The sequence below is a fragment of the Spirosoma aerophilum genome (assembly GCF_054782495.1).
Genome location: NZ_BAAGSJ010000036.1, coordinates 369569 through 394328 on the forward strand (window position 1 = coordinate 369569; position 24760 = coordinate 394328).

Consider the following 24760-nt stretch of genomic DNA (forward strand, 5'->3'; position numbering starts at 1 on the left):
CAAATCATTTATTGACTACATGAAAGGGCTTTACTGCGTACTGCTGCTGGCATTATCAAATGTCTTTATGACTCTGGCCTGGTATGGCCATCTCCAGATCAAACAATACCCGATGCTGGCAAAACTATCTCTGTTCGGTATCATCATGCTGAGTTGGGGGCTGGCCTTCTTCGAATATATTTTTCAGGTACCTGCCAACCGGATCGGGTCGGATGAAACGGGCGGACCTTTCTCACTTTTTCAATTAAAGACCATACAGGAAGCTGTATCGCTTACGGTCTTTACCCTTATCACGGTTTACGTATTCAAAACAGATAAGCTGGCCTGGAATCACCTGGTGGGCTTTGTCTTCATCGTCATTGCGGTTTTCTTCATCTTTAAGAAATGGTGACTGAAGCGGATACGCATCAGCCAACGAAAACCAGTTTGAAGGCACTTGACTGGGCTAATTTTTTCCTGGCTGATGTTCGAGATGGCCTTGGTCCTTATCTGGCCATTTACCTGCTCACGTCACGCCACTGGAATGCCCAGAATATCGGGTTAGCTATGTCCGTCATGGGCGTAGCTACCGTTGTGGCTCAGACACCGGCCGGGGTACTCGTTGACCGTACTCAAAAAAAGCGATTGTTCTCAGTCATAGCTTCCTTATTGATCGCTGTGGCAGCTCTGGCCACGGTGGCGGCTCCTACATTTGGGGTTGTTATAGGTGGACAAGTCCTAATGGGCGTAGCTGCGGCCTGGTTTACTCCGGCTGTTGCGGCTATTACCCTTGGGTTGGTGGGCCATAATGCGCTCGACAGTCGGATAGGGCGTAATGAGACGTTCAACCATGCCGGCAATGTGTTTGCAGCTTTGTTGGCCGGAGCCATCGGGTACTATATCCGTAGTGAAGGCATCTTCGTGCTGCTGGCGGTCATGTCGCTCATCAGCAGTGCAGCTGTCTGGCGAATTCGCGAACAGGATATTGATCATGATCGGGCCAGAGGAGACGAAGGAGAGATGTCGGCCCACAAAACAGCATCGGGCTGGCAGGTGCTGCTAAGCAATCGCTCCATTCTTTTCTTCGCTCTGGCCTGTGTATTATTTCATTTTGCCAACGCAGCCATGCTGCCTTTGTTAGGACAACGGCTTGCGAAAGGGATCAATGCCGGCACCTCGTCGGCTTATATGTCGGCCTGCATAATTGTCGCTCAACTGATTATGATTCCCGTCAGCAACTTAACCGGTCGGTTAGCACCTAAGGGCCGCAAACGCCTGCTGTTGATTGGGTTCGCCGTTCTACCCGTACGGGGGCTGTTATACACATTAACTGGCGATCCCGTACTGCTGGTGGCTATTCAACTTCTGGATGGCGTTGGCGCGGGAATTTTTGGGGTATTGAGCATTCTGATTGTTTCTGACCTGACAAAAGGCAGCGGCTTATTCAATACGACGCAGGGAGCTATTGCAACAGCCGTTGGCCTGGGAGCCTCGTTGAGTAATGCCTTTGCCGGAGCCATTGTTCAACGCACCGGCTATAACACGGCTTTTCTAGCTTTGTCGGGTATTGCCCTTGTCGCGCTGGCTGTTTTGTGGCTGTTTGTTCCTGAAACGAAAGCCGAATAACGGGCCTGCTACATGTAATCGCTTTTGCTGAGGTAGTTTTTTACATAATCGGAAATGCCGTCTTCGAGCGTCGCAAAGGGCCGGTCGTAGCCGATGGAGCGAAGCTTAGCCATATTGGCCTGGGTAAAATACTGGTACTTGTCCCGGATATCGGCGGGGGTATCAACAAAGCTGATCTTGGGTTCGAGATCGAGGGCATAGAATGTATTCTTGGCTAAGTCGAGGAAAGTACGGGCTTTGCCGCTGCCCAGGTTGTAGATACCCGAATTGCGCCGGTGGTGCATCAGAAACGAACACACTTCCACGACATCTTTCACATAAACGAAGTCGCGCATTTGCTCGCCGTCGGCAAAGTCGGGATTGTGCGAGCGGAACAACTTCATTTCGCCTGATGCTTTTATCTGTTTGAACGTATGGAAAATTACTGAGGCCATCCGCCCTTTATGGTATTCGTTGGGACCGTATACATTGAAGAACTTTAGCCCTGCCCAGAAAAATGGCTTACGTTCCTGCTCCAGGGCCCAGATGTCGAATTCATTTTTCGAGTCGCCATACGGGTTAAGGGGTTTAAGTTGCGGAATCAGGGATTCGTTGTCATCGTAACCCAGTTCGCCCAAACCATAGGTTGCAGCTGAAGAAGCATATACTAACGGGATCTGATACTGAATGCAGCGATTCCAGATTTGCTTGGAATACTCAACGTTCAGATGTTCAAAGATTTGACGATCAAACTCGGTCGTATCGGTGCGGGCGCCTATGTGGAAAATGAACTCTACCTCGTGGTAGTTCTGGTCGAGCCAGCCAAAGAAATCTTCCCGATCCACCCGTTCCTGAATCCGTTTACCGGCTAGGTTGGCCTCTTTTTCAGGATTTGAGAAGTCATCAACGGCAATGATGAAATTGAAATTTTCCTGATTCAGTTTGCTGATTAAACAGCTTCCTATAAAACCGGCGGCTCCCGTAACAATAATCATAAAGTGGTAGGCGTAAACGTGTTCGTATTGATAATAAGGTAGGTATCAGTGTACTTGAAGCAAAAGTGGCTGTAAAGATACGTGATTTTAGATGGACAAATGAATAGGGGATTTCCTGATTAAATTGTGTTTTTCTTATACAGGACGAAGGGCTTCCTTCCTTTACAATTGGTAAGTATACTGCTTTTATAGAGTCGGAACTGTTCGTACCTTTGTGCCCAATTTATCAACCCGGCGTTTCTGGCAACCGCCCCATCTAAACCAGAAAAATGGTATATATTAACAGAATTGAACATTTCAACGCGGCTCACCGGCTCTACAATCCAGCCTGGTCAGAAGAGCGTAACAAAGAAGTCTTTGGTCCCTGTGCCAACATAAACTGGCATGGACACAATTTCGAACTGATCGTGACCGTAAAGGGAGAACCCGATCCGGACACAGGTTTCGTCATCGATTTAAAAGTGCTGGGTGATATTATCCGGCGGGAAGTGATCGAGAAAGTGGATCACAAAAATCTGAACCTCGACGTCGATTTTATGCAGGGTAAAATGGCCAGCTGCGAGATTTTTATCATGGAAATCTGGAAGATACTGGAACGGTCGCTCGAACCCGTCACCGATGCGCACCTGCATCAGCTCCGGCTTTACGAAACCCCGAAAAACTTTGTCGATTATTTTGGGGAATAAGGGCTTATGTATGATGTAGGATATAAGATGTATGCTGTATCCCGGAAATTCATACATCTTATATCCTACATCATACATAAAATATGAACTACTACCTCATCGCGGGCGAGCGCTCGGGCGATTTGCACGGTGCCAATCTGATCAAAGCCATTCACCAGCGGGATGCTGAGGCTACTTTTCGCGGCTATGGCGGTGAGCAGATGGAAGCGGCCGGTGCTGTGCTGGTGCGGCATTACCGCGAGATGGCCTTCATGGGATTTCTGGAAGTCGTAAAAAACCTGGGTACCATTCGCCGGATTATGCGCGAGTGCCAGGCCGATCTACTGGCTAACCGGCCCGATGTGCTCATCCTGATCGACTATGCCGGATTTAATTTACGGATGGCCCGTTTTGCCAAAAAACATGGTATCCCGGTATTTTACTACATCTCCCCTAAAGTGTGGGCCTGGAATCAGCGGAGGGCCCTCAACATAAAGGCTTCCGTCGATAAGCTTTTTACCATTCTACCCTTCGAAACGGAATTCTTTGCTAAATACGACTATAAAGTTGAGTACGTAGGCAATCCGCTCCTCGACGCTCTTGCCGACTTTACCCCTGACCCGGCATTCCGAACGGAAAAGGGGATAGGGGAACAACCCGTTATTGCCCTGCTCCCCGGCAGCCGTCATCAGGAAATTACGTCTATTCTGCCCGCTATGCTGGAAGCGACGCGGCCGTTTCCAGATTATCAGTTTGTCATTGGTACGGTTAGTAATTTGCCGGAGAGCCTATATGATAAGTTGCTGGCGAATTATCCTTCCATTATTTGGGTGAATGATGCGGCCTACGATCTGCTGCATATATCGACAGCCGCCCTGGTCACGTCGGGTACCGCCACCCTCGAAACGGCGTTACTGAACATCCCACAGGTCGTTTGCTATAAAACCACGGGTATCAGCTACGCGATCGCCAAACATTTAATTGCGGTCCCGTTCATCTCCCTCGTCAATCTTATTGCCAATCGCGAAGTGGTCCGGGAACTGATACAGAACGACCTTACTCCTCAGAAAATCACTTCTGAACTGCTGCGTATTCTGCCCGGTGAGCCCGGTCGGGGAATCCAGTTGGCAGGTTATGCCGAGGTTCAGCAAAAAATGGGAAGCCCCGGAGCCTCCGAGCGCGCTGGCCAACTCATGGTGGAGGAGTTAAGGAAGCGTTCAGCCATGAATCCCGTTGGATAGTAATACTACGTTTATAAGATGCTGTAATCGTCTGGTTGTTCGTTTGACAGTAGGTTTGACTATTATTCTAGTCTATCTATGTCATTTGTATACTTTACTCAACGTGGTTATTTCAGTCTGCTTTTTATACTTGTACTAGCACTCTTTGTAACGTTTATCTATAGAGCGGAATATTTTGATGAGGCCTGGTTTGCCGAACAATCTTTTTGGTTGATTCGGGATGGACAGGTTCGTTCTGAGTTGTTCAGGGGGTACAACGGGTGGGAAAACGGTCTTTACGTTTTTCATAAGCTATTTATTTATGCCGGGGCGCTGGTGATGGCCATAACCGGCTTTTCTGTTGGTGCCAGCAAAGTCGTCAGCATATTCTTTGGGTTGGTGGGGGCTTTTTTAGTGTGGCGTTATAACCAGCGAACGTCTCGCGAGCAACAGTATCTGGCGCTGTTACTGTACATCGGCTGCGGGTCGCTGATTCGGCATGTATCCATCAACCGACCGGAAACCATGTGCATGGCGCTCGGCTTTGCTTCTTACATGGCCCTTGACCCGCCCGGCTCTTCGCGCCCCAAAGCACTACTTGGCGGACTGTTGGCTGGTCTGGCAGCACTAACTCACCTCAACGGCCTGATTTACCTAGTTGCCGGTAGCCTATGGTTGTTGATTCGGGCTGACTGGCGATCAGTCGGCTGGTTTGTCGTTGTCGGTTCGCTGACGCTGAGCTTGTATGCAGTCGATGCGTTGCTTGATGGACATATGGCGATTCTGGTCGCTCAGTTTTGTGGTGATCCGGCCACCCAGCAAAACTTCCATGTGGGCGATAAGCTGTCTGTCATGGCAGATTTTCACCACATATTTTTTCATAGTGAAAAAGAAGCAGCCTTAACGGCACTGGTGCTACTGGCTGGAATAGTCGCCCGGCGGCATATTCGACTGTCGCAGCCTGTTTTTTTGTATTCGCTACTACTGATCGGCTCTTTCTGGGTTCTGACAAAAAGTGCTACTGATATCTATTTCCTTCTGTTCCTCCCCTGGTTATCGATTCTGGCTGCAAGCTGGTTGCTGCAATGCGTAGCTGAGCAACCCCGCTGGCAACGGAAAGCCGCAAGGATGGTATTGATCATCTACGGGCTTATTGCCGGCGTGCAACTGGTTAATGTGTTCAATGAAAATAGAACGACACCGGATATTGAGTCGCATAATGCGCTGCTTGCCAGGCAGATGCCGAAGAAAGGTGCCCATGTTATTGCGCCACTTGAGTTCTTTTTCGGGCAGATGGACAACTACCGGATACAGGGATTAACGTATTATCACTTGCTGGAACGGGAAAAAGGGGCGATACCCCTTGACACATTCTTTACCCAGGCCAATGAGGCTGACATTGAATACATTCTCAGCGACCATCGCTTAAATGCCAGTTACGATATTCCTGTTGATGCACCGGCGCGAATAGGGGAGTATCACCGCGTTTTTCAGGATAAATGGAATACCATCTATGCCCGAAATCAGGATAATGGTGCCCTCAGCCGGAACAGCGTTGTACGAAAGCAGGTAAAAAGTGCCAAAACGGAATCTGATGAAGCCATCAGCTTATAATCGAATTCGGGTTGGCTGAATCATCATTCGGCTGTAACCAAACGACCTTTTGGTCGGGCGTGTGTTCCTGACTGATAATGTCCCGGTACAGGTCAGGCCGACGGGCTTTCCGGTACCGATAGCCACCCGATTTTTCCAGTTTATCGGGCGTGCAGGTGGCAATGGCAATGTCGTTGTCGAGGGCACGGCATTCGGCAAGTATATCGCCAAAGGGGTCGAGAATCATTGAGCAGCCATTTTTCAGCTGGTCATCGTCCATCCCGATCGGGTTGGCAAACACCACATAAATGCCATTGTCATAGGCTCGGGCCGGAAGCCACTTCATCAGCCAGGCGCGGCCTTTCATGCCATCAAATTCCAGCCGTACCGACGTCGGATCGTTGTATCGGTTGTGCCATAGGGCAGGATCCGCGAAACCCGCTCCCGGCCGTGTTGACGGCGTTAGCATGGTAACGTGCGGCATAAAAATAATGTCGGCTCCCAGCAAAGCCGTTGCCCGTACATTTTCAATGACGTTGTTATCGTAACAAATCAGGATGCCGCATTTCCAGCCGTACAAGTCAAAAACAACATATTCATTGCCGGGTAGCAAATGCGGGTTAATAAAGGGGTGCAGCTTTCTGTATTTGGCGACAAGCCCGTTTTTATCGACGCATACATACGCTTTAAACAGCTGATCCTGATCGTCTTTTTCAAACAGACCCGCCAGAATCACGATGTCATTTTTCCGGGCTATCTGAATGAGTTTCTGAACGCTGTCGCCATCGGGTATCGGTTCGGCCACCTCCAGCAATTGCTCTCTGGTCAAATGCCGGGCAAAGGTATAACCGGTAATGGAGCATTCGTGAAACGTAATGACCTGGGCTCCCTGCCGGGCCGCCTGGGCCGACAGGTTGTCTATAATGCCAAGATTGTAGGCTTTGTCCCCACTGGCGTTTTCAAACTGGGCCGTAGCTACTTTAAGATGTTGCATAACGCACGTCGTGACGGGTTGATTAACCGAAATTTACTCGATCACTCCCGTTTCTTCCCAACGCTTGAGCCAGTCTTTTTTGATACCGTGAACCTGAGAAAAAAACTGGTAGAAGGGGAGCATGTCTTTTTGATAGTCGCCGGTAACATAGAGGGGTTCGCTCAGAATAGCCTGCCGGCGAGGCCAATCGAAGCCAACCAGAATCAGCGGAACGTTGGCTTTGAGGGCGATGTAGTAAAAACCTGTCTTCAGTTTATCGACATTGCCGCGTGTACCTTCGGGAGCGATGCAGATATGCAGGCTTTCGTTCTGGGCGAACACAGTAGCAGTTGCATCGACAAGGTTGTGGGATTTATCGCGGTAAACGGGTTTACCACCCAGTGCCCGAAACAGCCAGCCCGAATACCAGGTGAATAACGAGCTTTTGGCCAGGTACTGAATCCAGATATGAATCGTGGGCCGAATGCCAAGTCCAATGAGGAAATCCCAGTTGGTGGTATGAGGAGCTACCACCCAGATAGCTTTCGGTACTGTCGGAACAGGGCCTGCTACCCGCCAACCCCACATTTTAAATAACCAACGGGTAAGGGCACCAAGCATGTTTTTTGTCGTTAGTGGTTAGCACGTAATAGGTAGTAACAGGTATTATAGCACGATGCATTACCAGTCACTACCTACTACTAAGCACTACCCACTGAATTAATACTTCCGGTCGTTGCGCTCTAACCAACGGCCCGTTACAAACGAAGCGGCCAGCAATACGGCGTAGAACAGAAGTGTCAAAGGTGTTGATAAATCCATATTGATGTTCAGTTGAATTCCGGTGCAAAAATAACAGAGCCTTTGGATTTTAAACCTATACAGTCTTAAAGACCTTGTAGGTTTTTTGCTTACAGAACGCCCTTTGTGCTCGGCATGTTATCCAATTCGTTGATGTCGCGTCGAACAGCCATCTTTATCGATTTGGCAAACGCCTTGAAAATGGCTTCAATTTTATGGTGCTCGTTATCGCCTTCAACTTTGATGTTCAGGTTGCAAAGGGCCGTGTCGGAGAACGATTTGAAGAAATGAAAGAACATTTCGGTAGGCATATCGCCAATTTTCTCCCGCTTAAAGTCGGCCTGCCAGACCAGCCAGGGGCGACCGGAAAAGTCGATGCCCACCTGAGCCAGTGCTTCATCCATCGGTAACAGAAACCCATAGCGGCTAATGCCCCGTTTGTCGCCGAGGGCGCGCCGGTAGGCCTCACCCAGTGCCAGAGCGGTATCCTCAATGGTATGGTGCTCGTCGATATGCAGATCACCATTGACACGAATGGTCAGATCGGCACCGGAATGCTTGGCAACCTGATCGAGCATATGGTCGAAAAAGCCAAGACCCGTGTGAATATCGGCCCGGCCTCGGCCGTCGAGGTTTAATTCGACCTGAATCTGGGTTTCTTTTGTCGTTCGCTCCACCGTAGCGGTGCGGGCGGGTAACCGCAGGAAGGCGTAAATTTCATCCCAATCGCCGGTTTGCAGTACAATTGCCTGCTGCATAGCTTCGGTGAGCCCGTCAACATCGGCACTCTGCACCGCCGAAAGTCCATTGGGGGGTAAAAACAGAATGGCTTTTGCGCCCAGATTGATCGCCAGCTGCACATCTGTTAAGCGGTCGCCAATAACGTAGCTATTGGCCAGATCATAAGCGGGTTCGACATATTGAGTTAACATACCGATGCCGGGTTTCCGGGTCGTCGAATTATCGCGGGGAAAGTGGCGATCGATGTGAACGGCTGCAAAATGGACGTTTTCACCGGCAAACGTGTCCATCATCTTGTTGTGGGCGGGCCAGAACGTGTCTTCGGGGAAAGAACTGGTACCAAGGCCATCCTGGTTGGTAACCATAACCAGCTCATAGTCTGTTTCCTCGGCAATTTTACGCATGGCCGAAATCGCTTTTGGTATGTAATCCAGTTTGGCGAGTGAGTCAACCTGCTGATCGGGCTGTGGTTCGGCAATGAGCGTTCCGTCGCGGTCGACAAATACAATTTTTTGCATAATTTGGATAATAGAACTCCCACAAAGATACGTTTACAGCATATTACAAACGAAAATATGCTACTTTTGCAAAAGAGTTCTTGCACAACAGTTTTTACCGTTTTCAGTTATATCCATATCATCAAGAGTAAATCGTTTCGGCTACCATTTTATCGTACTGTTACATTAAGTGACCAATAAAATAAAGCTGTTTGCAATAAGCTACCGTTCATACCGACTCAATAAACAGTAAAAAGAAGAACTATCTTAAATAAAAACCATACACTTAATAACCTTTAGTTAATAACATGTCAGCAGGATCTAGATTAACCCGTATTGGGGTTTTTTATGACGGAAATTATTTTCTACACGTAAGTAATTATTATAATTATTCTCACGAACGTCGCAGCCGCATAAGTATTTCGGGTTTACACGCATTTATCCGTCGGCAGGTAGCCGAAGAGGAGGGGGTTAATGAACGCCTGTGCCAGATTGTCGATGCTCATTATTTCAGAGGCCGGCTTAATGCACATGAAGCAAACCAGCGGGGAAATCAATTATTTTATGATCGCCTTTTCGACGACATATTAATGTCTGAAGGGGTTGTAACCCACTATTTGCCAGTTAAAACGTATCAGGGTTACCGTCAGGAAAAAGGGATTGATGTGTGGTTGGCACTGGAAGCCTTTGAACTGGCTCAGTACAAAAAGTTTGATGTTGTTGTGTTGATTACATCGGATGGGGATTATGTTCCGCTCATCCGTAAGTTAAACACGCTCGGCTCCCGGATTATGGTGCTGAGCTGGGATTTTGAGTTTCTCAACGAGCAGGGCGAAAAGCAGGTTACCCGCACGTCGCAGGATTTGCTGGAGGAGGTTTCCTATCCGGTGGGTATGCACGGCCTGATCGATGACCGCAGTCGCCGGAACGATATGGTTATCCAGAACCTGTTTGTGAAGCAGCAAACCCGGCCAACATTTACGGCGGTGCCCAGCAATGGCAGCTCCTATAGCAACGGCCATAGCTTTGGCAGTGGTCTGAGTGCCGGTGATGCTTACGATGAAGCTTACCTGCCGTCTGATGAACCGAATTACAATCTGGCCGATACGGCAGATGACGATCCGGAAGGCCGTAAGATAAGTACGATCCGCAGCTTGAAAACGGGGTATGGGTTCGTGAATTATCCACCAAACAATTTATTCTTTCATTATACCAGCCTGATCGATACCGACTTCAATGAGTTGCAGGTTGATGATGAGGTCGAGTTTACTTTGGGCCGGAATGCCGAAGGAAAAGACATCGCTATCGATGTTCGTTTGTTGCATTCATAGGCATGAGTACGTACCATAATGAATAGTGTTCGTGTGTCCGTCGAAGACCTCCAGGGCTGGCGTTTACAGACGCTGGCTTGGGCAGTCGCTCAGGAGACACACACAACTGGCTTTGTAGCATTTCTCAACAATAACGGAATCACATACCCGAATGACCCCTTTCCTAACCGGCTATTTGTTGGCACGAAACGGGTCATTTCATTTGCTGATGGGCGAACACCCGGTTTAAATGCGTTTCAGATACTTCAAAAAGCGCATCGCGAGAACCCCTGTTTTTTAGTTGGTTATTTTGGGTATGATCTTAAAAACCAGCTTGAGAACCTGAGTAGCCAAAACCCGGATCAGCTTCACCTTCCGGATGTTTATTTTGTCGAGCCTGAGTGGATCATTGATTTCGATCAATCCGAAAAGTTGGGCGATGCGCTGATTATACGGGGCGAGGGTGATGCCGGGTCTTTACTCAATCAACTACGTTCGTTTGATCCCACGGCTGCTCATGTTGTTTCTGGCAGTGGGCCAATAGTAACGAAATGCCGCGTTTCTCCTGATGAATACCAGGCAACCGTTGGCCGCATACAGGAACACATTCGGGCGGGCGATGTGTATGAACTCAACTACTGTATTGAGTTTTTTGCCGAAAATACTCAACTCGATCCGCTGGCAACCTATCATGCCCTGAACGAACGGTCGCCTATGCCATTCTCCTCTTTTCTGAAGATTGGTGATCACTACGTTATAGGTGCTTCGCCCGAGCGATTTCTGAAAAAGTCAGATCGTCGTGTACTTTCACAACCCATTAAAGGTACGGTTCGGCGGGGGCAAACGTCCGAAGAAGACGATGCCCTGCGCGCCTACCTGTTTCATTCGGAAAAAGAACGGGCCGAAAATCTGATGATCGTTGATCTGGTGCGAAATGACCTCGCCCGGAGTGCTGAGACGGGTTCGGTTCAGGTGGATGAGCTGTTTGGCATTTATGGATTTCAGCACGTTTTTCAGATGATCTCGACCGTTTCAATGACGTTGCGCCCATCTGTTTCCTGGGCCGAAGCAATCCAGAATGCGTTTCCCATGGGCAGTATGACGGGAGCGCCTAAAGTGCGGGCCATGGAATTAATTGACGAACTGGAAGTGAGTCGGCGGGGGGTGTACTCCGGTGCTATTGGATATATAACGCCCGAGGGCGATTTTGATTTCAGTGTCGTTATCCGAACGCTTCTCTATGACGCCCAACGTCGGTATGCGTCTTTTTCCGTCGGAAGTGCCATCACCTACGATGCCGACCCGGCTCAGGAATGGGACGAATGCCTGCTGAAGGCAAAGGCAATTCGTGACGTTCTGGAGTCTTAAGAACTGTCTTTTGTTAAGTCACAGCCTAAAAAGTTGCACGGGGCTTGTGGAATTTCCTGATTTTTTAATCATATGAGATAAAGCTTGCAACGCTTGGGTGCAAAAGTGACTCATTATGAGCGTACTTAACCTTTTGCTAAATTAACTACTATAAATTTAGTTAAAAATCGTTAAGAGTATGATCATTTGCTCGTATTGCCCTTAGCTTTGCTTCTGTTCATCCTTTGCCCTATCTCTTTATGAAAAACCTCTTCCTGTTGGCCGTATTGTGTCTGCTCTCGGCTACGTTGTATGCGCAAAGCCCAACTGCGCCCGCCCGCTTTACGTTGCAGGGCAGAGCCGTCGATACGTCAGCCGCTCCGTTAGCTTCATCGACCGTCATGCTGTTGAGCGCCAAAGATTCGTCGCTCGTCAATTTTACCCGCACCGGCGACAACGGTGCTTTTTCATTTAAAAATCTGAAAGCAGGGAATTACGTCCTGAAAATCTCTTTCGTTGGCTTAATTCCCTATAATCAGGTGATACAGCCAACCGGCGAAGCTGTCATTGATCTTGGGGCATTGAAATTAAAACCCATCACACGGGAGTTAATGGAGGTTGTTGTCCGAACGGCTAAAGCTCCTCTGACCATAAAAGGGGATACGATCGAATACAACGCCAGTTCCTTCAAGGTACCACCCGGTTCTACGGTTGAAGACTTGCTGCGTAAACTACCCGGTGTCCAGATCGATCAGGACGGCAATATCCGGGCGCAGGGGCAGGATGTGAAAAAGCTGACAGTCGATGGAAAGAACTTTTTCGGAAATGACCCAAAGCAGGCCACCAAAAACTTACAGGCCGAAGCCATTACCAAAGTGCAGGTCTTTAATGACAAAACGGAGCAGGCAAAGCTGACAGGTGTGGATGATGGTAAAAAAGAAAAAACCATTAACCTGGAGCTGAAAGAAGAATTTAAGAAAGGCGGATTTGGTAAAGTAACGGTGGCCGCCGGACCAGCCTCCAACAACGTTTCCGCACGGGCCGAAGCGAAAGGCATTTACAATAAATTCAATGCCAAGCACCAGTTTTCGCTGGTTGGGTTAGGGAACAATACGAACCAGCAGGGACTATCTCGTGATGATTATCAGGATTTTAGAGGTAGCAATGCCTACAACTCCAACCAGAATGCGGACTTTGGCTTTAGTGGCGGCAATTTCTTTTACTTCTCGGATAGTGGCGATGAGGGCCTGGGTATCCCCGTGAGCGGTCGACAGGGTGTGGGCTTCTCCAATAATGCAGCGGGTGGTGCCAACTATAACTTCGATACGAAGGAGAAAAAATGGAGTGGCAGTTATTATTACAACCAGACCCGTCTGGAACTCGATGCCCAACGCCTGCGCGATGTTACGTTGCCGCAAAGCGTGTACTCAACGGCCGAAACGAGCAATCAGGTTAACTTTAATGGCAATCATCGCGTAAGCCTGCGCTATGAGAAACAGATCGACACCCTCAATTCTCTGATATTTATCAATAACAGCCGTTACGGTATGGGTAATGCCCGTCTTTTCCGGATTCAGGATCTGGTTCGAAGTAATGGGGCCGCCACGCATAACGAAAGTACGAATGCCAGTGATCAACGCCAGTTTGCTAGTTCCAACTCGTTAATCTTCAGGCATAAGATGCACAAAAAAGGACGTAGCATAGCGGCCAGTGCTACGTATGAAGTCAATACGAATAACGCCAATCTGATACTGGATTCTGAAAATACGTACTCCGGTCCCATCACAGCAGCGGATAAATCGGCTGATATTCATCAGGACCAACGGAACGACATTGTCCGCAGCGAATACAAAGCCAGTTTGCAGTATGTAGAACCCATTGGCAAGCGATTTACCTCGGAGACGTTCTACAACTTTAGTTTGCGCTATGACGAAGTAGACCGCGACGTATTTAACCGGGGTGATAATACCTTTATCCGAAATGATACCCTAAGCCTGTACTACAAAAATAATTACGTTTATAACCGACTGGGGAGCAGCGTCCGTTATTCCTACAAGGGCCTGAACGTATCGGCAGGGTTGGCCGCTCAGCGATTCACACTTAATGGCCGGTTTGCTTCCGATCAGTCGGCTGCCGTATTTACGCCTATCAGCCGGGTATTTACGACAATGATCCCGAATGTGAACCTGAATTATGACCTGAAAAACAACCGGTATCTTTACGGAGGTTATAACGTAAGTGTTCAGATACCAACATCGCGTGATTTACAGCCTGTCAGGAATAACAGTAACCCGCTGTATATCAATCAGGGGAATCCTGATCTGTTACCTCAGCTGGGGCATAATCTTAACCTCAGTTTCAACTATTTCAATCCGGGCAGTTTTGTAAATGCCTACATTGGTTTGTATGGTACCAAATACGTCAATCAGATTGTGTATAGTCAGGACACGAATCCGCAGACGCTGGTTACAGTTATAAAGCCTGAGAATCTATCAGGTGGACAAAACCTCGGTACGTATATTGGGTTCGGCTTTCCCCTGAAAAAAACCAAGGCAACGCTCGATCTTAACACAAGCATCAGTTCCGGTAATAATCCGTCCAGAATAAATGGAGTTATCAATGACACGCGTTTTCAGAACTATAATGTAGGGACCCGACTAAGCCTTACCCCTGTAGAATGGCTTACTTTCTACGCGAATGCCAATGTTGGTATAACTGACAACCAGTTTTCGATTAGTTCGAACCGCAACCAGACATTCACCAATAACAACTTTAGTGGTGAACTGACCCTGAAACTTCCGCACGATTTGTACATCAATACAAACTTGAATTACCGGGTTAATAAAAACGCACAACTAAATTTCGACCAGCGGATTCCTATCTGGAATGCATCGATGTACCATATTCTTGGTAAAGCCAAACGGGCTGAAATTCGCTTTACGGCAACCGACATGCTCAACCGAAATGTGGCTGTTACCTTAAATCGTGGTGTCAATTACACGCAGTCGGAAACGATCCAGACGTTGGCGCGGTATTTTACCATTGGCGTTACATACAACATGCGGGGTGTTCAGGCTAAAATGCGTCGGGATGGATTTTATTGATCAAACAGGTTTACTTTTTGGGAAAAAGGCGCCAGGAAGCTTACCAGAAAAAATGCTTTATTGTATCTGAAATTTTTTGAGTTCTTTACTATGAAAAAAGTACTTGTGTTCTTGTGCCTGTTGACCAGTTCGGTAACCATTGCTCAGAAGTCGGAAGGGGTGGTTACGTATGTTCGGAAAGAACACTGGCTAAAGATTACTAACCGCCTGACGTTCCTAAGCCAGGAACAGAAAGACCGCGAAACACAAACGTGGAAAAACTGGGAAGAGAATAACAAGGGCATCAAGATGAAACTGGCCTTTAGCCCCAACGAGAGTTTGTATACCTACAACAGCGATGAACCGGAAGAGGGTGGGTACTCGTGGCGCAAATCGGAGTTTTATCTGTACCGGAATTTCGAGAAAGACAAAAAGGTCGATATTATCGAGATGCTGGGTAAAACGTACATCGTTGATGATTCATTGCACGCGCCGGTTTGGAAAATTGGTAATCAGATCAAGGAGGTCGCAGGCTATATCTGCATGAAAGCCGAAACCGAAGATCCCATCAAGAAGCAGAAAATAACAGCCTGGTTTGCGCAGGACATCCCGGTTTCGGCGGGCCCTGAGCGCATGAACGGCCTACCGGGGCTAATCCTGGAACTGGACGTCAATGACGGTGATGTGACTATCGAAGCGGTTAGTGTGGCTTTTCGCCCACTGACACCCGACGATCTGAAACTGCCTAAACAAAAAGGGAAAAAGATGACCGATGCTGCTTACGACGCGCTGATTAAACAACACATCGCCGATCGGATGACCGCCCACCAGACGCCTTATGGTTGGGCTGGTATTCGGTATTGAGGTTAATTGGGAGTGCAAACTGCTCTTATCGAAAGTGCCATACATAAAAATCCCCGGCCAGTACTGGCCGGGGATTTTTATGTATGGCAGGAAATTAAGCCTACATGCCCTGTGTCGAGAACTGAACCTGATCGACGGCAAACAGTGGTTTCTGTTTTGCTTCTGGATTCACGAAAACAAGGTAGAGCTTATGGACACCTGAAACTGGCTGGCGGAAAGGCAGGTTAACGGCTCCCTGTGTGCCTTGTTTTACCTCGGCCTCTCCCAGAAGCGTACCCGTAGGCGAATCGAGCCTGGCTTCGAGCTTGCCACCCGCAACTTGATCGTTTGACGCAAAGACAGATGGCGCAATGCTCTGAATACCCGTCAAATCGATGTCATTAAACACCAGGTAGCTGCCTGATTTTGTACCGATAGCCGCTGGGCCCAATTTGGGTATGTCATATTGGAAAATATCCTGCTTCCCATCAGCCGAAACCGCTTTCACCATCGGTGAGCGTAAGGCCATGGAGCTTGAGCTTGTCAGGGGTCCAATAACACCGTTGCCCCGGTCGGTATAGCTGGCGGTCAGGATGTACGAGCCCTCTTTCTTCTGCTGCGCCGGTACGTAATCACCTGCCAGTGGCTGACGGTTAACTTTCTTTTCATCGGCCAGCGAAAGGATATACTTAACCATGTCGGTCGCTTCGCTCTCTTTTAGTTGTGGGTGAGCGCTCATGGCCTGTTCGCCCCAAACACCACCGCCCCCGTTAATCACTTTGCGAGCCAGTTTTCCTTCGATCTGGAAAGCACCTTTGTACTTTTTGGCCACGTCGATATAAGCAGGTCCGATCGACTTTTTATCGATGGCATGGCAAGCTTTACAGTCGCTCAGTTCGATCAGGCGTTTGCCGGTCGAGAAGCCCAGGTTGGCCTGATGACCTTGTGCCAGCATGGTTTTGTCGAAGCCTTCCAGGTAGTCGATGGTCATCGTCACATCGTCGGGGCTGATGCCTTTTTTCAACGTGCCATCTTCTTTGTCGACAACGTTCACGGCGTACTTCACCGGCTTGTTAGGGAAATAGAACGTTTTGTTGCCGGTTACAGCTACTTCTACTTTGGGCTCGTCGTTACCAACTTTAATTTCCATCGCTTTTGTCGCCACATTACCGGCCGCGTCGGTCACGGTTAGCGTGGCTGGATAAGTACCCGGCTTGCTGAAGGTAACCGTTGGACTGGCCGTTGTCTGTTTAGGCATCCCGCTGCCGAATGACCACGAATACTTCAGCGCGTCGCCGTCGTAATCCATCGATCCTTTGCTGTCAAACTTCACCGTTAAAGGTGCCGAACCAACCGTTTTGCTGGCACTCGCTATAGCCACCGGCTTGCGGTTGCCAGCGTTGTAGGTAATGCGTGACAGACGTGCATCGGCGTTGGCGGCAAACCACTGCTGGCCGTACTCCAGGGTATAGAGCGAACCGTCGTTGGCAAACTGCATGTCGATCACGTGGGAAAATTTCGTGCTGGGCATAAAGGTCTCCATCTTCACGAAATCGCCGTTCTCTTTCATCGTAACCGGGTGAATCCAGTCGCGCATCCAGTCATAAGCGAAAAATTTGCCATCGTAATGACGGGGAAATTTGACGGACGATTCAGCATAGTCGTCGTAGTAATAAACGGGACCACCCATGGCATTCCGGCCACCTTTACTCACGATAGGACCAAATTCCGGCGAGTCGGCATAGGGGTAGTAAATGAACGCTTTCTGAGCAGGGGGCAATTCGGTCAGGCCCGTGTTGTGCGGTGAGTTGTTGATTGGCTTTTGCGGATCAAACAAAGCACCGGTGGTGCTATCCGCAAACGAACGGGCGTTATACGGGCGGTTGTCCGCTACGAAAAGCGGCCAGCCAAAATAACCTGCCTTGCGGGCCTGGTTCATTTCGTCATGCCCGCGCGGACCGTATTTAGGGCTGTTTTCACCGGCATCGGGGCCAACTTCACCCCAGTACAGGAAACCCGTGCGCTGATCGACCGAAATACGATATGGATTTCGGTTACCCATCACATAAATTTCAGGACGGGTCTTTGCCATGCCTTTTGGGAACAGGTTGCCTTCCGGAATGGTATAGGTGCCATCCGCTTCGGGATGGATACGCATGATCTTACCGCGCAGGTCGTTGGTGTTACTGGATGTTAAACGGGCATCCCAGCCGCTGCGACCCGGCCGCTCGTCAATGGGGGCAAACCCCTGAGAGTTGAATGGGTTCGTGTCGTCACCCGCCGAGAGATACAGATTTCCTTTGCGATCCCAGGCAATAGAGCCGCCTGTGTGGCAGCAGCCGTCGCGCTTAACGGGAATCGTCAGCAAAACCTTTTCAGTGTTCATCAACAAGGTGTCGCGAACATCGTCATACACAAAGCGGGACAGGTGCTGAGCCGTATCGGCTACCGTTTTACCCGTTATGGGCGAGTAATAGGCATATACCCATTTGTTCTCTTTGAAGTTTGGGTCGATGTTCAAGCCCATCAAGCCATATTCAAATTTGGTGAATACCGGAAAGTTGGCCACTACCTTCACCGATTTCTTCTTCGGGTCGTAGAGCTTCAGAGCACCCTTCCGTTCGGCAAACAGGACTTTGCCATTGTTGAGAACGACTAATTCCGTTGGCTCATCCAGATTGGCGGTCAGAACCTCCCGGTCGAACCGGTTTTCTTCCGGGAAAGCCTGGGTTTTCGCCTGACCGAATTTCAGGTTTGTTGCCATAACGGATTTGATACCGCCCAGGATATGCTGTAAAAACAGCGGATCGGCATACGACTCGTCGGTATGGCCGCCACCGGTATAGAAGGCTTTGCCGCCATCGAAATCATGATGCCAGATAAACGGGTGATTGTCGCCGTTTTTACCCCCTTCATAGGTTTTCTCATCCAGCTTGCCCAGGACTTTGAGATCAGGCTGAATGCTCTTATAACTATACCACTCGTCCCAGCGCTTCCAGCGATCGGGAAGCATTTTGGTCGACGGGTGATTTTTGTCGATAATCTCGATTTCAGCATTCTGCTGCTTAGGGTGCTGCAAAAAATAAGCACCGGCCAGTTGGTTATACCACGGCCAGTCATACTCGGTATCGGCAGCCGCGTGGATACCGACATAACCGCCACCCGCCTGAATATAACGCTCGAAGGCTGCCTGCTGCGCATCGTCGAGGACATCGCCCGTGGTGCTGAGCCAGATAACGGCGCTGTACTGCTTGAGGTTCGCTTCGGTAAACTTGCTGGCATCTTCGGTCGTGTCAACGGCGAAACCATTTTCTTTACCTAGTTTCATGATCGCCACTTTGCCAACGGGAATAGACGCATGGCGGTAACCTTTGGTTTTGGAAAAGACCAGCACCCGGTTCAGGGCAACGGAATTATCGGCCGATTTCATGGCCGGTTTGGCAACTGCCGTACGTTTGGCTGCTGTTTGCGCCCAGGCAGGGGTGCCCGATACAGTTGTTGCCAGCAAACCCGCCAGCAACAGGGCGCGGGAGGGAAGCCGTAAGTTTTTCATAGAGTTTTGGATTTATACAGGTTGGTTTGACGAGCTGATAAGTGCCAGATCGGTTGTTAACTTATTTGGTGATTCGATTGACTTTTATTGAGAAACAAAAGTAACGAAAAAGCGAACGCTATGGTGTAGTCGTTCGCTCAATTTATCCGTTAAAAGACCATTAATCCACTTTTTTAAAGGTCATTATTGGCCTATTATTTCGAAGAAGTGTCAATTTGCCACTTCCAATCTGGTAAGTAAGCGGGTGGCTCAATTCATTCAGGAACTTACCTTCAAGTTGGTTAGCGTCATCCAGACACGCCATTTTCGTCGTTACCAACGGGCCAAACAGAATTTGACGGGTGTCAGCTTTAACGGAGCCGCTAAGTCGATTGCAGCCGGTTGTACCTGTTACACGTCCTTCCGTAAGCATTATTTCAAGACGGGGTGCTTCTTTCCCCGAAGCAGAAGCGGCTATTGGTTTGCTCTGAAAATCGGTGAGTACCCAAATGTCGTTGAGGAGGGTAAGCTGGCGAAGCGAGGCCCCACAGCCTGTATAGCTTTTTCCCTTATAATCAACTTCAACCCGATAGTCGAACCGTTGGCCTGATAACTTATCGACACAGCTGTCGGGCCGGAAAACGACATTTATCCGGTTGGGTTGAGTACCGACGCTATACCGAAAAACACCATCGGAATCCTGCTGTCGTTCCGGTAAGGTTACGTTTACACTATCGCCTTCTAAAGCCTTGAAACGAAAATAGTTTTTAGACGGGTTTACGGTCAGTAACCAGGCCGGGTTATTTCCCATGGCCACCACATCAATGCCCGCTTTCAGCTGCTGGCTATAATCGGTTATAACGGTCTGACTGGCGGGCGTGAGCATGGCGGCAAATTGGGTAGAGGGACGGCGACAGGCAGCCGACAGAAGCAACACGCCAAGCAGAATAGTACGCATGATCTTGTTTATAAAGTGTTCTGTTGGTAAGACCAGCTGTAGGCTGAAAAGTTTAACCGGAGCACGCTAATGGAACAATCAGAACCTACTTTAAACAGTCATCTCCTTACCGAAGTTACCCCTTCTTTACAGAAAAAGATACGTTATGAAAAAGGGATGGTTGATTGTGCTTTTGCTGTTACTGATTGGCTTCGCTGGCGCCTATATCTGGTATCGGAATGTGAAAGAGGAACGCACGGCGGAGGGGAAGCCTTACGACGATACGCTGAAGCCCCGGCTGGAGATGACCCGTATGGCCATTACCGATATTGGAGAGGATGTTATTTCTATGAATCTATACATGCTCATCGATAACCCACTACCCGTCGGCTTCAAATCACCCAGCCTGGACTATACGTTCTATATTGCCAACACGCCCGTAATGGTCGATGCCTATAAAAAGCCAATCGAGGTGAAGTCGGGCGATAGTACGCTGATCGTGCTGCCCGCCAAACTGGCCTATAAAAAGCTGACCCGCGTGTTGAAGACCCTCGACCGAAAAGATATTGACAGTACGAACTATAAGATGCGGGCAAAATTCGCGCTCGATATTCCCATTCTGGGACAGAAGACTTTCGAGACAACCGTTGATAAGCGAATGCCGACCTTTTATCTGCCCGAGGTGAAAATCAATGATATTGATTTTGGCAAGCTGGGCCTGAAACGCACCGATGTGGCCGCCAACGTGAGTATCACCAATAAAAACAAGATGCCATTTAACATTACGGACGCTCACTATACGGTTTTCATCGACGGTAAAGAAATTGCCGACGGTGAGCAAAAAGAGCCGATCCTGATAAAAGCACAGGCAACTACGCCCGTTGTGTTTCCGGTAACGGCCCGGCCCGGCAAAACGCTGAGTGTACTACCCAAAATGCTGTTCGACAAAAAAGATACACCTTACCGGGTCAACTTCCGGTGTAAACTCATCGATAAGGAAAACAACTCGTCTTTTGCCAATAGTAAATTTGTTTCGACCATAACCGGAACGCTGGACGACTTTAAGAAGCTGAAAAAGTAATCCAAATTACTCCGACGTTGAGTCATGTTTGCGAAAGAGGCTATTGAGCTGATTTATCGATTGTGTATATCTTCTTACATTAGCCCACACCATTTGACAAATCAGGGACTTATGAATATCGTTGACACTGAACAATTTATTGTAAATCTGTTAGCGTCAGAACTCTCGCCGACTCTCTACTACCATGGTTTACACCATGTTATGGATGTAGTCAACGCGGCTGAATGGATTGCTCGGGCGGAAGGAATTACCGATATAGAATCCTTGACTTTGCTCAAAACGGCCGCTCTGTTTCATGATGCCGGTTTCATGTCCGTGTACAAAGGCCATGAGGAAGCCGGTTGTCTATATGTTCAGAAAGTATTGCCAGACTTTGGCTATAATGAGGCCCAAATAAATGCCATTTGTGGAATGATCATGGCTACCCGCATTCCACAGACACCGAAAACTAAACTGGAAGAAATCTTGTGCGATGCCGACCTCGATTATTTAGGTCGGGATGACTTCGAGCCAATTGCTCATTCGCTTTACGAAGAACTGAAGGCTCGTGATATGATTACTGATGAAGTGGCCTGGAACCGCATTCAGGTTAGCTTTCTCCGTAGCCATCATTATTGGACAAAAACGGCTATCTCAGCCCGGCAGGGCGCTAAAGAGCAGCAAATTAATTTTTTACAAGCGCTGATTTAAATTTCGTCGGGCTACTCACGAAGCTAAAAAAGCCTGAAACCGCATGGTTTCAGGCTTTTTTAGTACTGGTTTCCTGATTTGTTAGCTTACAGCTGGGGTTGCTCCAGTACAACACTTTCATCCACATGGCCTGCTTTGCGGTTGCGCATCCAGAACCATAGCAGCGTGAAGGCAACAATCAGAATGATCGGGAAAGTCGTCATTCGGAGCAGCGTTGCCTGACCAGCCGCTAATTCGAGTGCATCGCCGGAAAGACCTGCGGCCGCTTTTTCAACACGAGCACTGTCGATCCAGCCGCCGATGATGGGCTGCCAGATAGAGGTAGAAAACATACCTACACCCCCCACGACCGACATACCCAGGGCACCGCTTAAGGGAATGCGCTCGGCCACAAAACCAATCATGGTTGGCCAGAAGTAACACACGCCAACGGCAAAGAATATAGCCGCTACGTAGGCCATAGCACCCGTTTGTGTGCTAAAGAGGTATATACCGATGGTTGCAAAAACGGCACCACCCAGTAATACGCCCGTTTGGTCGAGCCGGTGAATGATTGGCCCACCGAAATACCGGCCAACTGCCATAAGTCCCGTTACGAGTGCCAAAATCAGCAGGGGCTCCGCTCCGCTTTTGCTCAGAATAAGGGTAGTCCACTGCTGGGGACCGAATTCAGAGATGGCCGTTATCGCCATGCAGCAGAAAATGAAAATGTAGAGCGGGTTGATCATGGCTCTGAAATTCTCGGAGAGCGACATGGCACCTTCCACTTTTGCTTTCGGGAAAGCCTGACCCCAGAACAGGAAGGCATAGGCCAAAGTTGGAATCATGATAATACCAACTTGCGTCTGCCAGCTCATACCCATTTTGGTCATAGCGAGCGAAATCAGGCTACCAACCACGATACCACCCGGGAACCACATATGGAACCGATTCAGCATCTTGTTCATAGTAATGCCCGTATACATGTCGGCAATCATCGGATTACAGGCGGCTTCTGTACAGCCATTGCCAATACCAATGAACAGGGTTGAAATGAGGAGGGTGGAGTAGCCACCTGCGAAAATAGTCAGCAGAATACCCAGGGTGTGGCAAACAAATGCGACGCTCATGATAACTCTTGGGCCAACCGTATTGTAGACCAAACCGCCAACGATCATGGAAATGGGAAAGCCCAAAAACCACATGGAGTTGATAAAGCCTAACTGCTCGGCAGTCAGCCCGAACTCAGTGCCTAACTGAGGCAAAATGCCTGCCCGAATACTGAACGAGAAAGCGGTCGTAATAAGGGCAAGGCAACTGGCAAGAAACAGCCGCGATGGGTTAACGGTTTGGTTCATTTTCGACGAGAGGGGATTTAGTGGTTTAGTAATAGGTTCGATTAAAAATTAAAAGACGAGAGGTGACATAAACTCCCTACTTATGGCCTGTTTTATTCAAATTTTCCGAAAAATAAGAGAAAACAGCTAATTTTCGGCCGTAAAAAAAAGGAAAAGGTTTATTGTGTCCATTTTACGCTTTAATGGTTAACGTTAGTAACTGAAGAAATGCTTTAGACTTAACTAACCATATCTTTAAAAATTGTAATCCTTAAAAAAGTGTACAGTAAACCTACCCTCGTACTTTACTTTCCTAACCTGTTTACACTCAACTCAAATACCAATGCATAGAAAATTGCGAATGGGTATGGTTGGCGGAGGCCTCGATGCCTTCATTGGTGCCGTTCACCGCCGTGCTGCCGGTTTCGATGGCGAAATCGAATTGGTCTGTGGCTGCTTTAGTGCATCGGCCGATAAATCAAAAGCAACCGGCCACGCCCTTTATTTGCCCGAAGATCGGGTGTACTCTTCATTTCAGGAGATGATTGAAAAGGAAAAAGCATTGCCTGAAGGTGAGCGGATGGATTTTTTATCCATCGTAACACCCAACCACATGCACTTTCCCCCCGCTAAAATGGCGCTCGAAAATGGATTTCATGTGATGTGCGATAAGCCCATGACGCTGAATCTGGCCGAAGCCAAAGAACTGGCGGCTATCGTTGAAAAGTCAGGACTGGTGTTTGGCCTGACGCATAACTATACGGGTTATCCGATGGTGAAAGAAGCCCGCGATATGGTGCGCAGTGGCAAACTGGGAGCTATCCGTAAAGTTGTTGTTGAGTACCCGCAAGGCTGGCTCTCTAAAGACGAAGAGCATAACGATTACAAGCAGGCAATCTGGCGCACAGACCCGGCCCGGTCGGGAGCCGCTGGTTGTATGGGTGACATTGGCACTCATGCCGAAAACCTGGCTGAGTATGTAACAGGCCTGCAGATTTCCGAACTCTGTGCCGACCTGACCGCTTTTGTGCCGGGTCGTCAGCTGGACGATGATGGCAACGTACTGCTCCGGTTCGATAATGGAGCAAAAGGTGTTCTGCACGCCAGTCAGGTTGCCAATGGCGAAGAAAACTCGCTGAAAATTTACGTCTGGGGCGAACTGGGTGGTCTGGAATGGCACCAGATGGAGCCTAATACCTTAAAATACAAAACGCAGGAAGGTCAGCGGATCATCCGGCCCAATGTGGGAACACTGTCGGCGTCGGCTTCGGCGCACTGGCGTTTGCCGGCCGGTCATCCCGAAGGATTCTTCGAAGCGTTTGCCAACCTGTACCGAAACTTTGCCTATGCCGTAAAAGCACATATGGAAGGTCGGGAAGCAGATCCACTTTACGATTTCCCCAAAGCATCGGACGGTGTTCGCGGATTAGCCTTTATCGACACGGTTATCGCGTCGAGTCAGGATGATTCCACAAAGTGGACTAAGTTTGTAGAATAAAACTATTCCGCAGCGATTCGCAGAGTAAAAAAGAGATTCACTGAGCCTTTCTCT

19 protein-coding genes are annotated in these 24760 nt (G+C 48.8%); 12 read left to right on the top strand and 7 right to left on the bottom strand.

Annotated features, from left to right (window positions below; genetic code table 11):
- The first annotated feature begins 19 nt into the window (after positions 1-19).
- Positions 20-391, top strand: coding sequence for a DMT family protein (locus tag ACYVK4_RS29460; protein WP_461131167.1), 372 nt, complete (start codon positions 20-22; stop codon positions 389-391).
- Entirely contained in the window at positions 385-1605 is a 1221-nt protein-coding gene (locus ACYVK4_RS29465; protein ID WP_461131168.1) for an MFS transporter, read from the top strand. Before ACYVK4_RS29460 ends, ACYVK4_RS29465 begins: the two co-directional genes overlap by 7 nt.
- 8 nt (positions 1606-1613) lie before the next feature.
- Here the strand turns inward: ACYVK4_RS29465 and rfaD are convergent, their stop codons facing one another.
- Positions 1614-2579 carry an ADP-glyceromanno-heptose 6-epimerase gene (gene rfaD / locus ACYVK4_RS29470; RefSeq protein WP_461131169.1) on the bottom strand — a complete coding sequence of 322 codons (966 nt, stop codon included), beginning with the start codon at positions 2577-2579 and terminating at the stop codon, positions 1614-1616.
- Between the two features lie 269 nt (positions 2580-2848).
- Here rfaD and ACYVK4_RS29475 point away from each other — a divergent pair, with 269 nt between their 5' ends.
- The 3 genes from ACYVK4_RS29475 to ACYVK4_RS29485 all read left to right on the top strand — a co-directional run bounded on the left by ACYVK4_RS29475 (position 2849) and on the right by ACYVK4_RS29485 (position 6078).
- Positions 2849-3265: a 6-pyruvoyl trahydropterin synthase family protein gene (locus ACYVK4_RS29475; protein ID WP_461131170.1), complete on the top strand. Its 417-nt coding sequence runs from the start codon at positions 2849-2851 to the stop codon at positions 3263-3265.
- Between the two features lie 83 nt (positions 3266-3348).
- Positions 3349-4485 (top strand): lipid-A-disaccharide synthase, encoded by a 1137-nt coding sequence (gene lpxB, locus ACYVK4_RS29480; RefSeq protein WP_461131171.1) that lies wholly within the window; start codon positions 3349-3351, stop codon positions 4483-4485.
- Between the two features lie 78 nt (positions 4486-4563).
- On the top strand, positions 4564-6078 hold the full coding sequence (locus ACYVK4_RS29485) for a hypothetical protein (RefSeq protein ID WP_461131172.1): 1515 nt from the start codon (positions 4564-4566) through the stop codon (positions 6076-6078).
- On the opposite strand, the gene ACYVK4_RS29490 is transcribed toward ACYVK4_RS29485, so the two are convergent.
- From ACYVK4_RS29490 to hisB, 3 genes are all read right to left on the bottom strand, one after another.
- Positions 6068-7051 carry a nitrilase family protein gene (locus ACYVK4_RS29490; RefSeq protein WP_461131173.1) on the bottom strand — a complete coding sequence of 328 codons (984 nt, stop codon included), beginning with the start codon at positions 7049-7051 and terminating at the stop codon, positions 6068-6070. The genes ACYVK4_RS29485 and ACYVK4_RS29490 overlap by 11 nt on opposite strands.
- 33 nt (positions 7052-7084) lie before the next feature.
- Positions 7085-7651 carry a 1-acyl-sn-glycerol-3-phosphate acyltransferase gene (locus ACYVK4_RS29495; RefSeq protein WP_461131174.1) on the bottom strand — a complete coding sequence of 189 codons (567 nt, stop codon included), beginning with the start codon at positions 7649-7651 and terminating at the stop codon, positions 7085-7087.
- 290 nt (positions 7652-7941) lie between these two features.
- Complete coding sequence (gene hisB / locus ACYVK4_RS29500; protein ID WP_461131175.1) at positions 7942-9090, bottom strand: bifunctional histidinol-phosphatase/imidazoleglycerol-phosphate dehydratase HisB; 1149 nt, start codon at positions 9088-9090, stop codon at positions 7942-7944.
- A gap of 287 nt (positions 9091-9377) precedes the next feature.
- Between hisB and ACYVK4_RS29505 the strand changes: the two genes are divergently transcribed.
- The 4 genes from ACYVK4_RS29505 (at position 9378) to ACYVK4_RS29520 (ending at position 15673) form a co-directional block, all read left to right on the top strand.
- Entirely contained in the window at positions 9378-10400 is a 1023-nt protein-coding gene (locus tag ACYVK4_RS29505) for an NYN domain-containing protein (RefSeq protein ID WP_461131176.1), read from the top strand.
- 18 nt (positions 10401-10418) lie between these two features.
- A complete protein-coding gene (pabB, locus tag ACYVK4_RS29510) occupies positions 10419-11747 on the top strand; it encodes an aminodeoxychorismate synthase component I (protein WP_461131177.1) in 1329 nt (442 codons plus the stop codon).
- 239 nt (positions 11748-11986) lie between these two features.
- Positions 11987-14830 (top strand): TonB-dependent receptor domain-containing protein, encoded by a 2844-nt coding sequence (locus ACYVK4_RS29515; RefSeq protein ID WP_461131178.1) that lies wholly within the window; start codon positions 11987-11989, stop codon positions 14828-14830.
- Between the two features lie 90 nt (positions 14831-14920).
- Positions 14921-15673 carry a GLPGLI family protein gene (locus ACYVK4_RS29520; protein ID WP_461131179.1) on the top strand — a complete coding sequence of 251 codons (753 nt, stop codon included), beginning with the start codon at positions 14921-14923 and terminating at the stop codon, positions 15671-15673.
- 100 nt (positions 15674-15773) lie between these two features.
- On the opposite strand, the gene ACYVK4_RS29525 is transcribed toward ACYVK4_RS29520, so the two are convergent.
- Together ACYVK4_RS29525 and ACYVK4_RS29530 are read right to left on the bottom strand one after the other, a co-directional pair.
- Positions 15774-19205: a ThuA domain-containing protein gene (locus tag ACYVK4_RS29525; RefSeq protein WP_461131180.1), complete on the bottom strand. Its 3432-nt coding sequence runs from the start codon at positions 19203-19205 to the stop codon at positions 15774-15776.
- A gap of 160 nt (positions 19206-19365) precedes the next feature.
- Complete coding sequence (locus ACYVK4_RS29530) at positions 19366-20142, bottom strand: META domain-containing protein (protein ID WP_461131181.1); 777 nt, start codon at positions 20140-20142, stop codon at positions 19366-19368.
- A gap of 145 nt (positions 20143-20287) precedes the next feature.
- Between ACYVK4_RS29530 and ACYVK4_RS29535 the strand changes: the two genes are divergently transcribed.
- Together ACYVK4_RS29535 and ACYVK4_RS29540 are read left to right on the top strand one after the other, a co-directional pair.
- Positions 20288-21202 (top strand): LEA/WHy family protein, encoded by a 915-nt coding sequence (locus tag ACYVK4_RS29535; RefSeq protein ID WP_461131182.1) that lies wholly within the window; start codon positions 20288-20290, stop codon positions 21200-21202.
- A gap of 111 nt (positions 21203-21313) precedes the next feature.
- Positions 21314-21892: an HD domain-containing protein gene (locus ACYVK4_RS29540; protein WP_461131183.1), complete on the top strand. Its 579-nt coding sequence runs from the start codon at positions 21314-21316 to the stop codon at positions 21890-21892.
- An 86-nt stretch (positions 21893-21978) separates the two neighbouring features.
- Here ACYVK4_RS29540 and ACYVK4_RS29545 read toward each other — a convergent pair whose 3' ends face one another.
- Positions 21979-23229 (bottom strand): MFS transporter, encoded by a 1251-nt coding sequence (locus tag ACYVK4_RS29545; RefSeq protein WP_461131184.1) that lies wholly within the window; start codon positions 23227-23229, stop codon positions 21979-21981.
- Positions 23230-23569: 340 nt separating this feature from the next.
- Here ACYVK4_RS29545 and ACYVK4_RS29550 point away from each other — a divergent pair, with 340 nt between their 5' ends.
- Positions 23570-24706, top strand: coding sequence for a Gfo/Idh/MocA family protein (locus ACYVK4_RS29550; protein ID WP_461131223.1), 1137 nt, complete (start codon positions 23570-23572; stop codon positions 24704-24706).
- Positions 24707-24760: the final 54 nt, after the last annotated feature.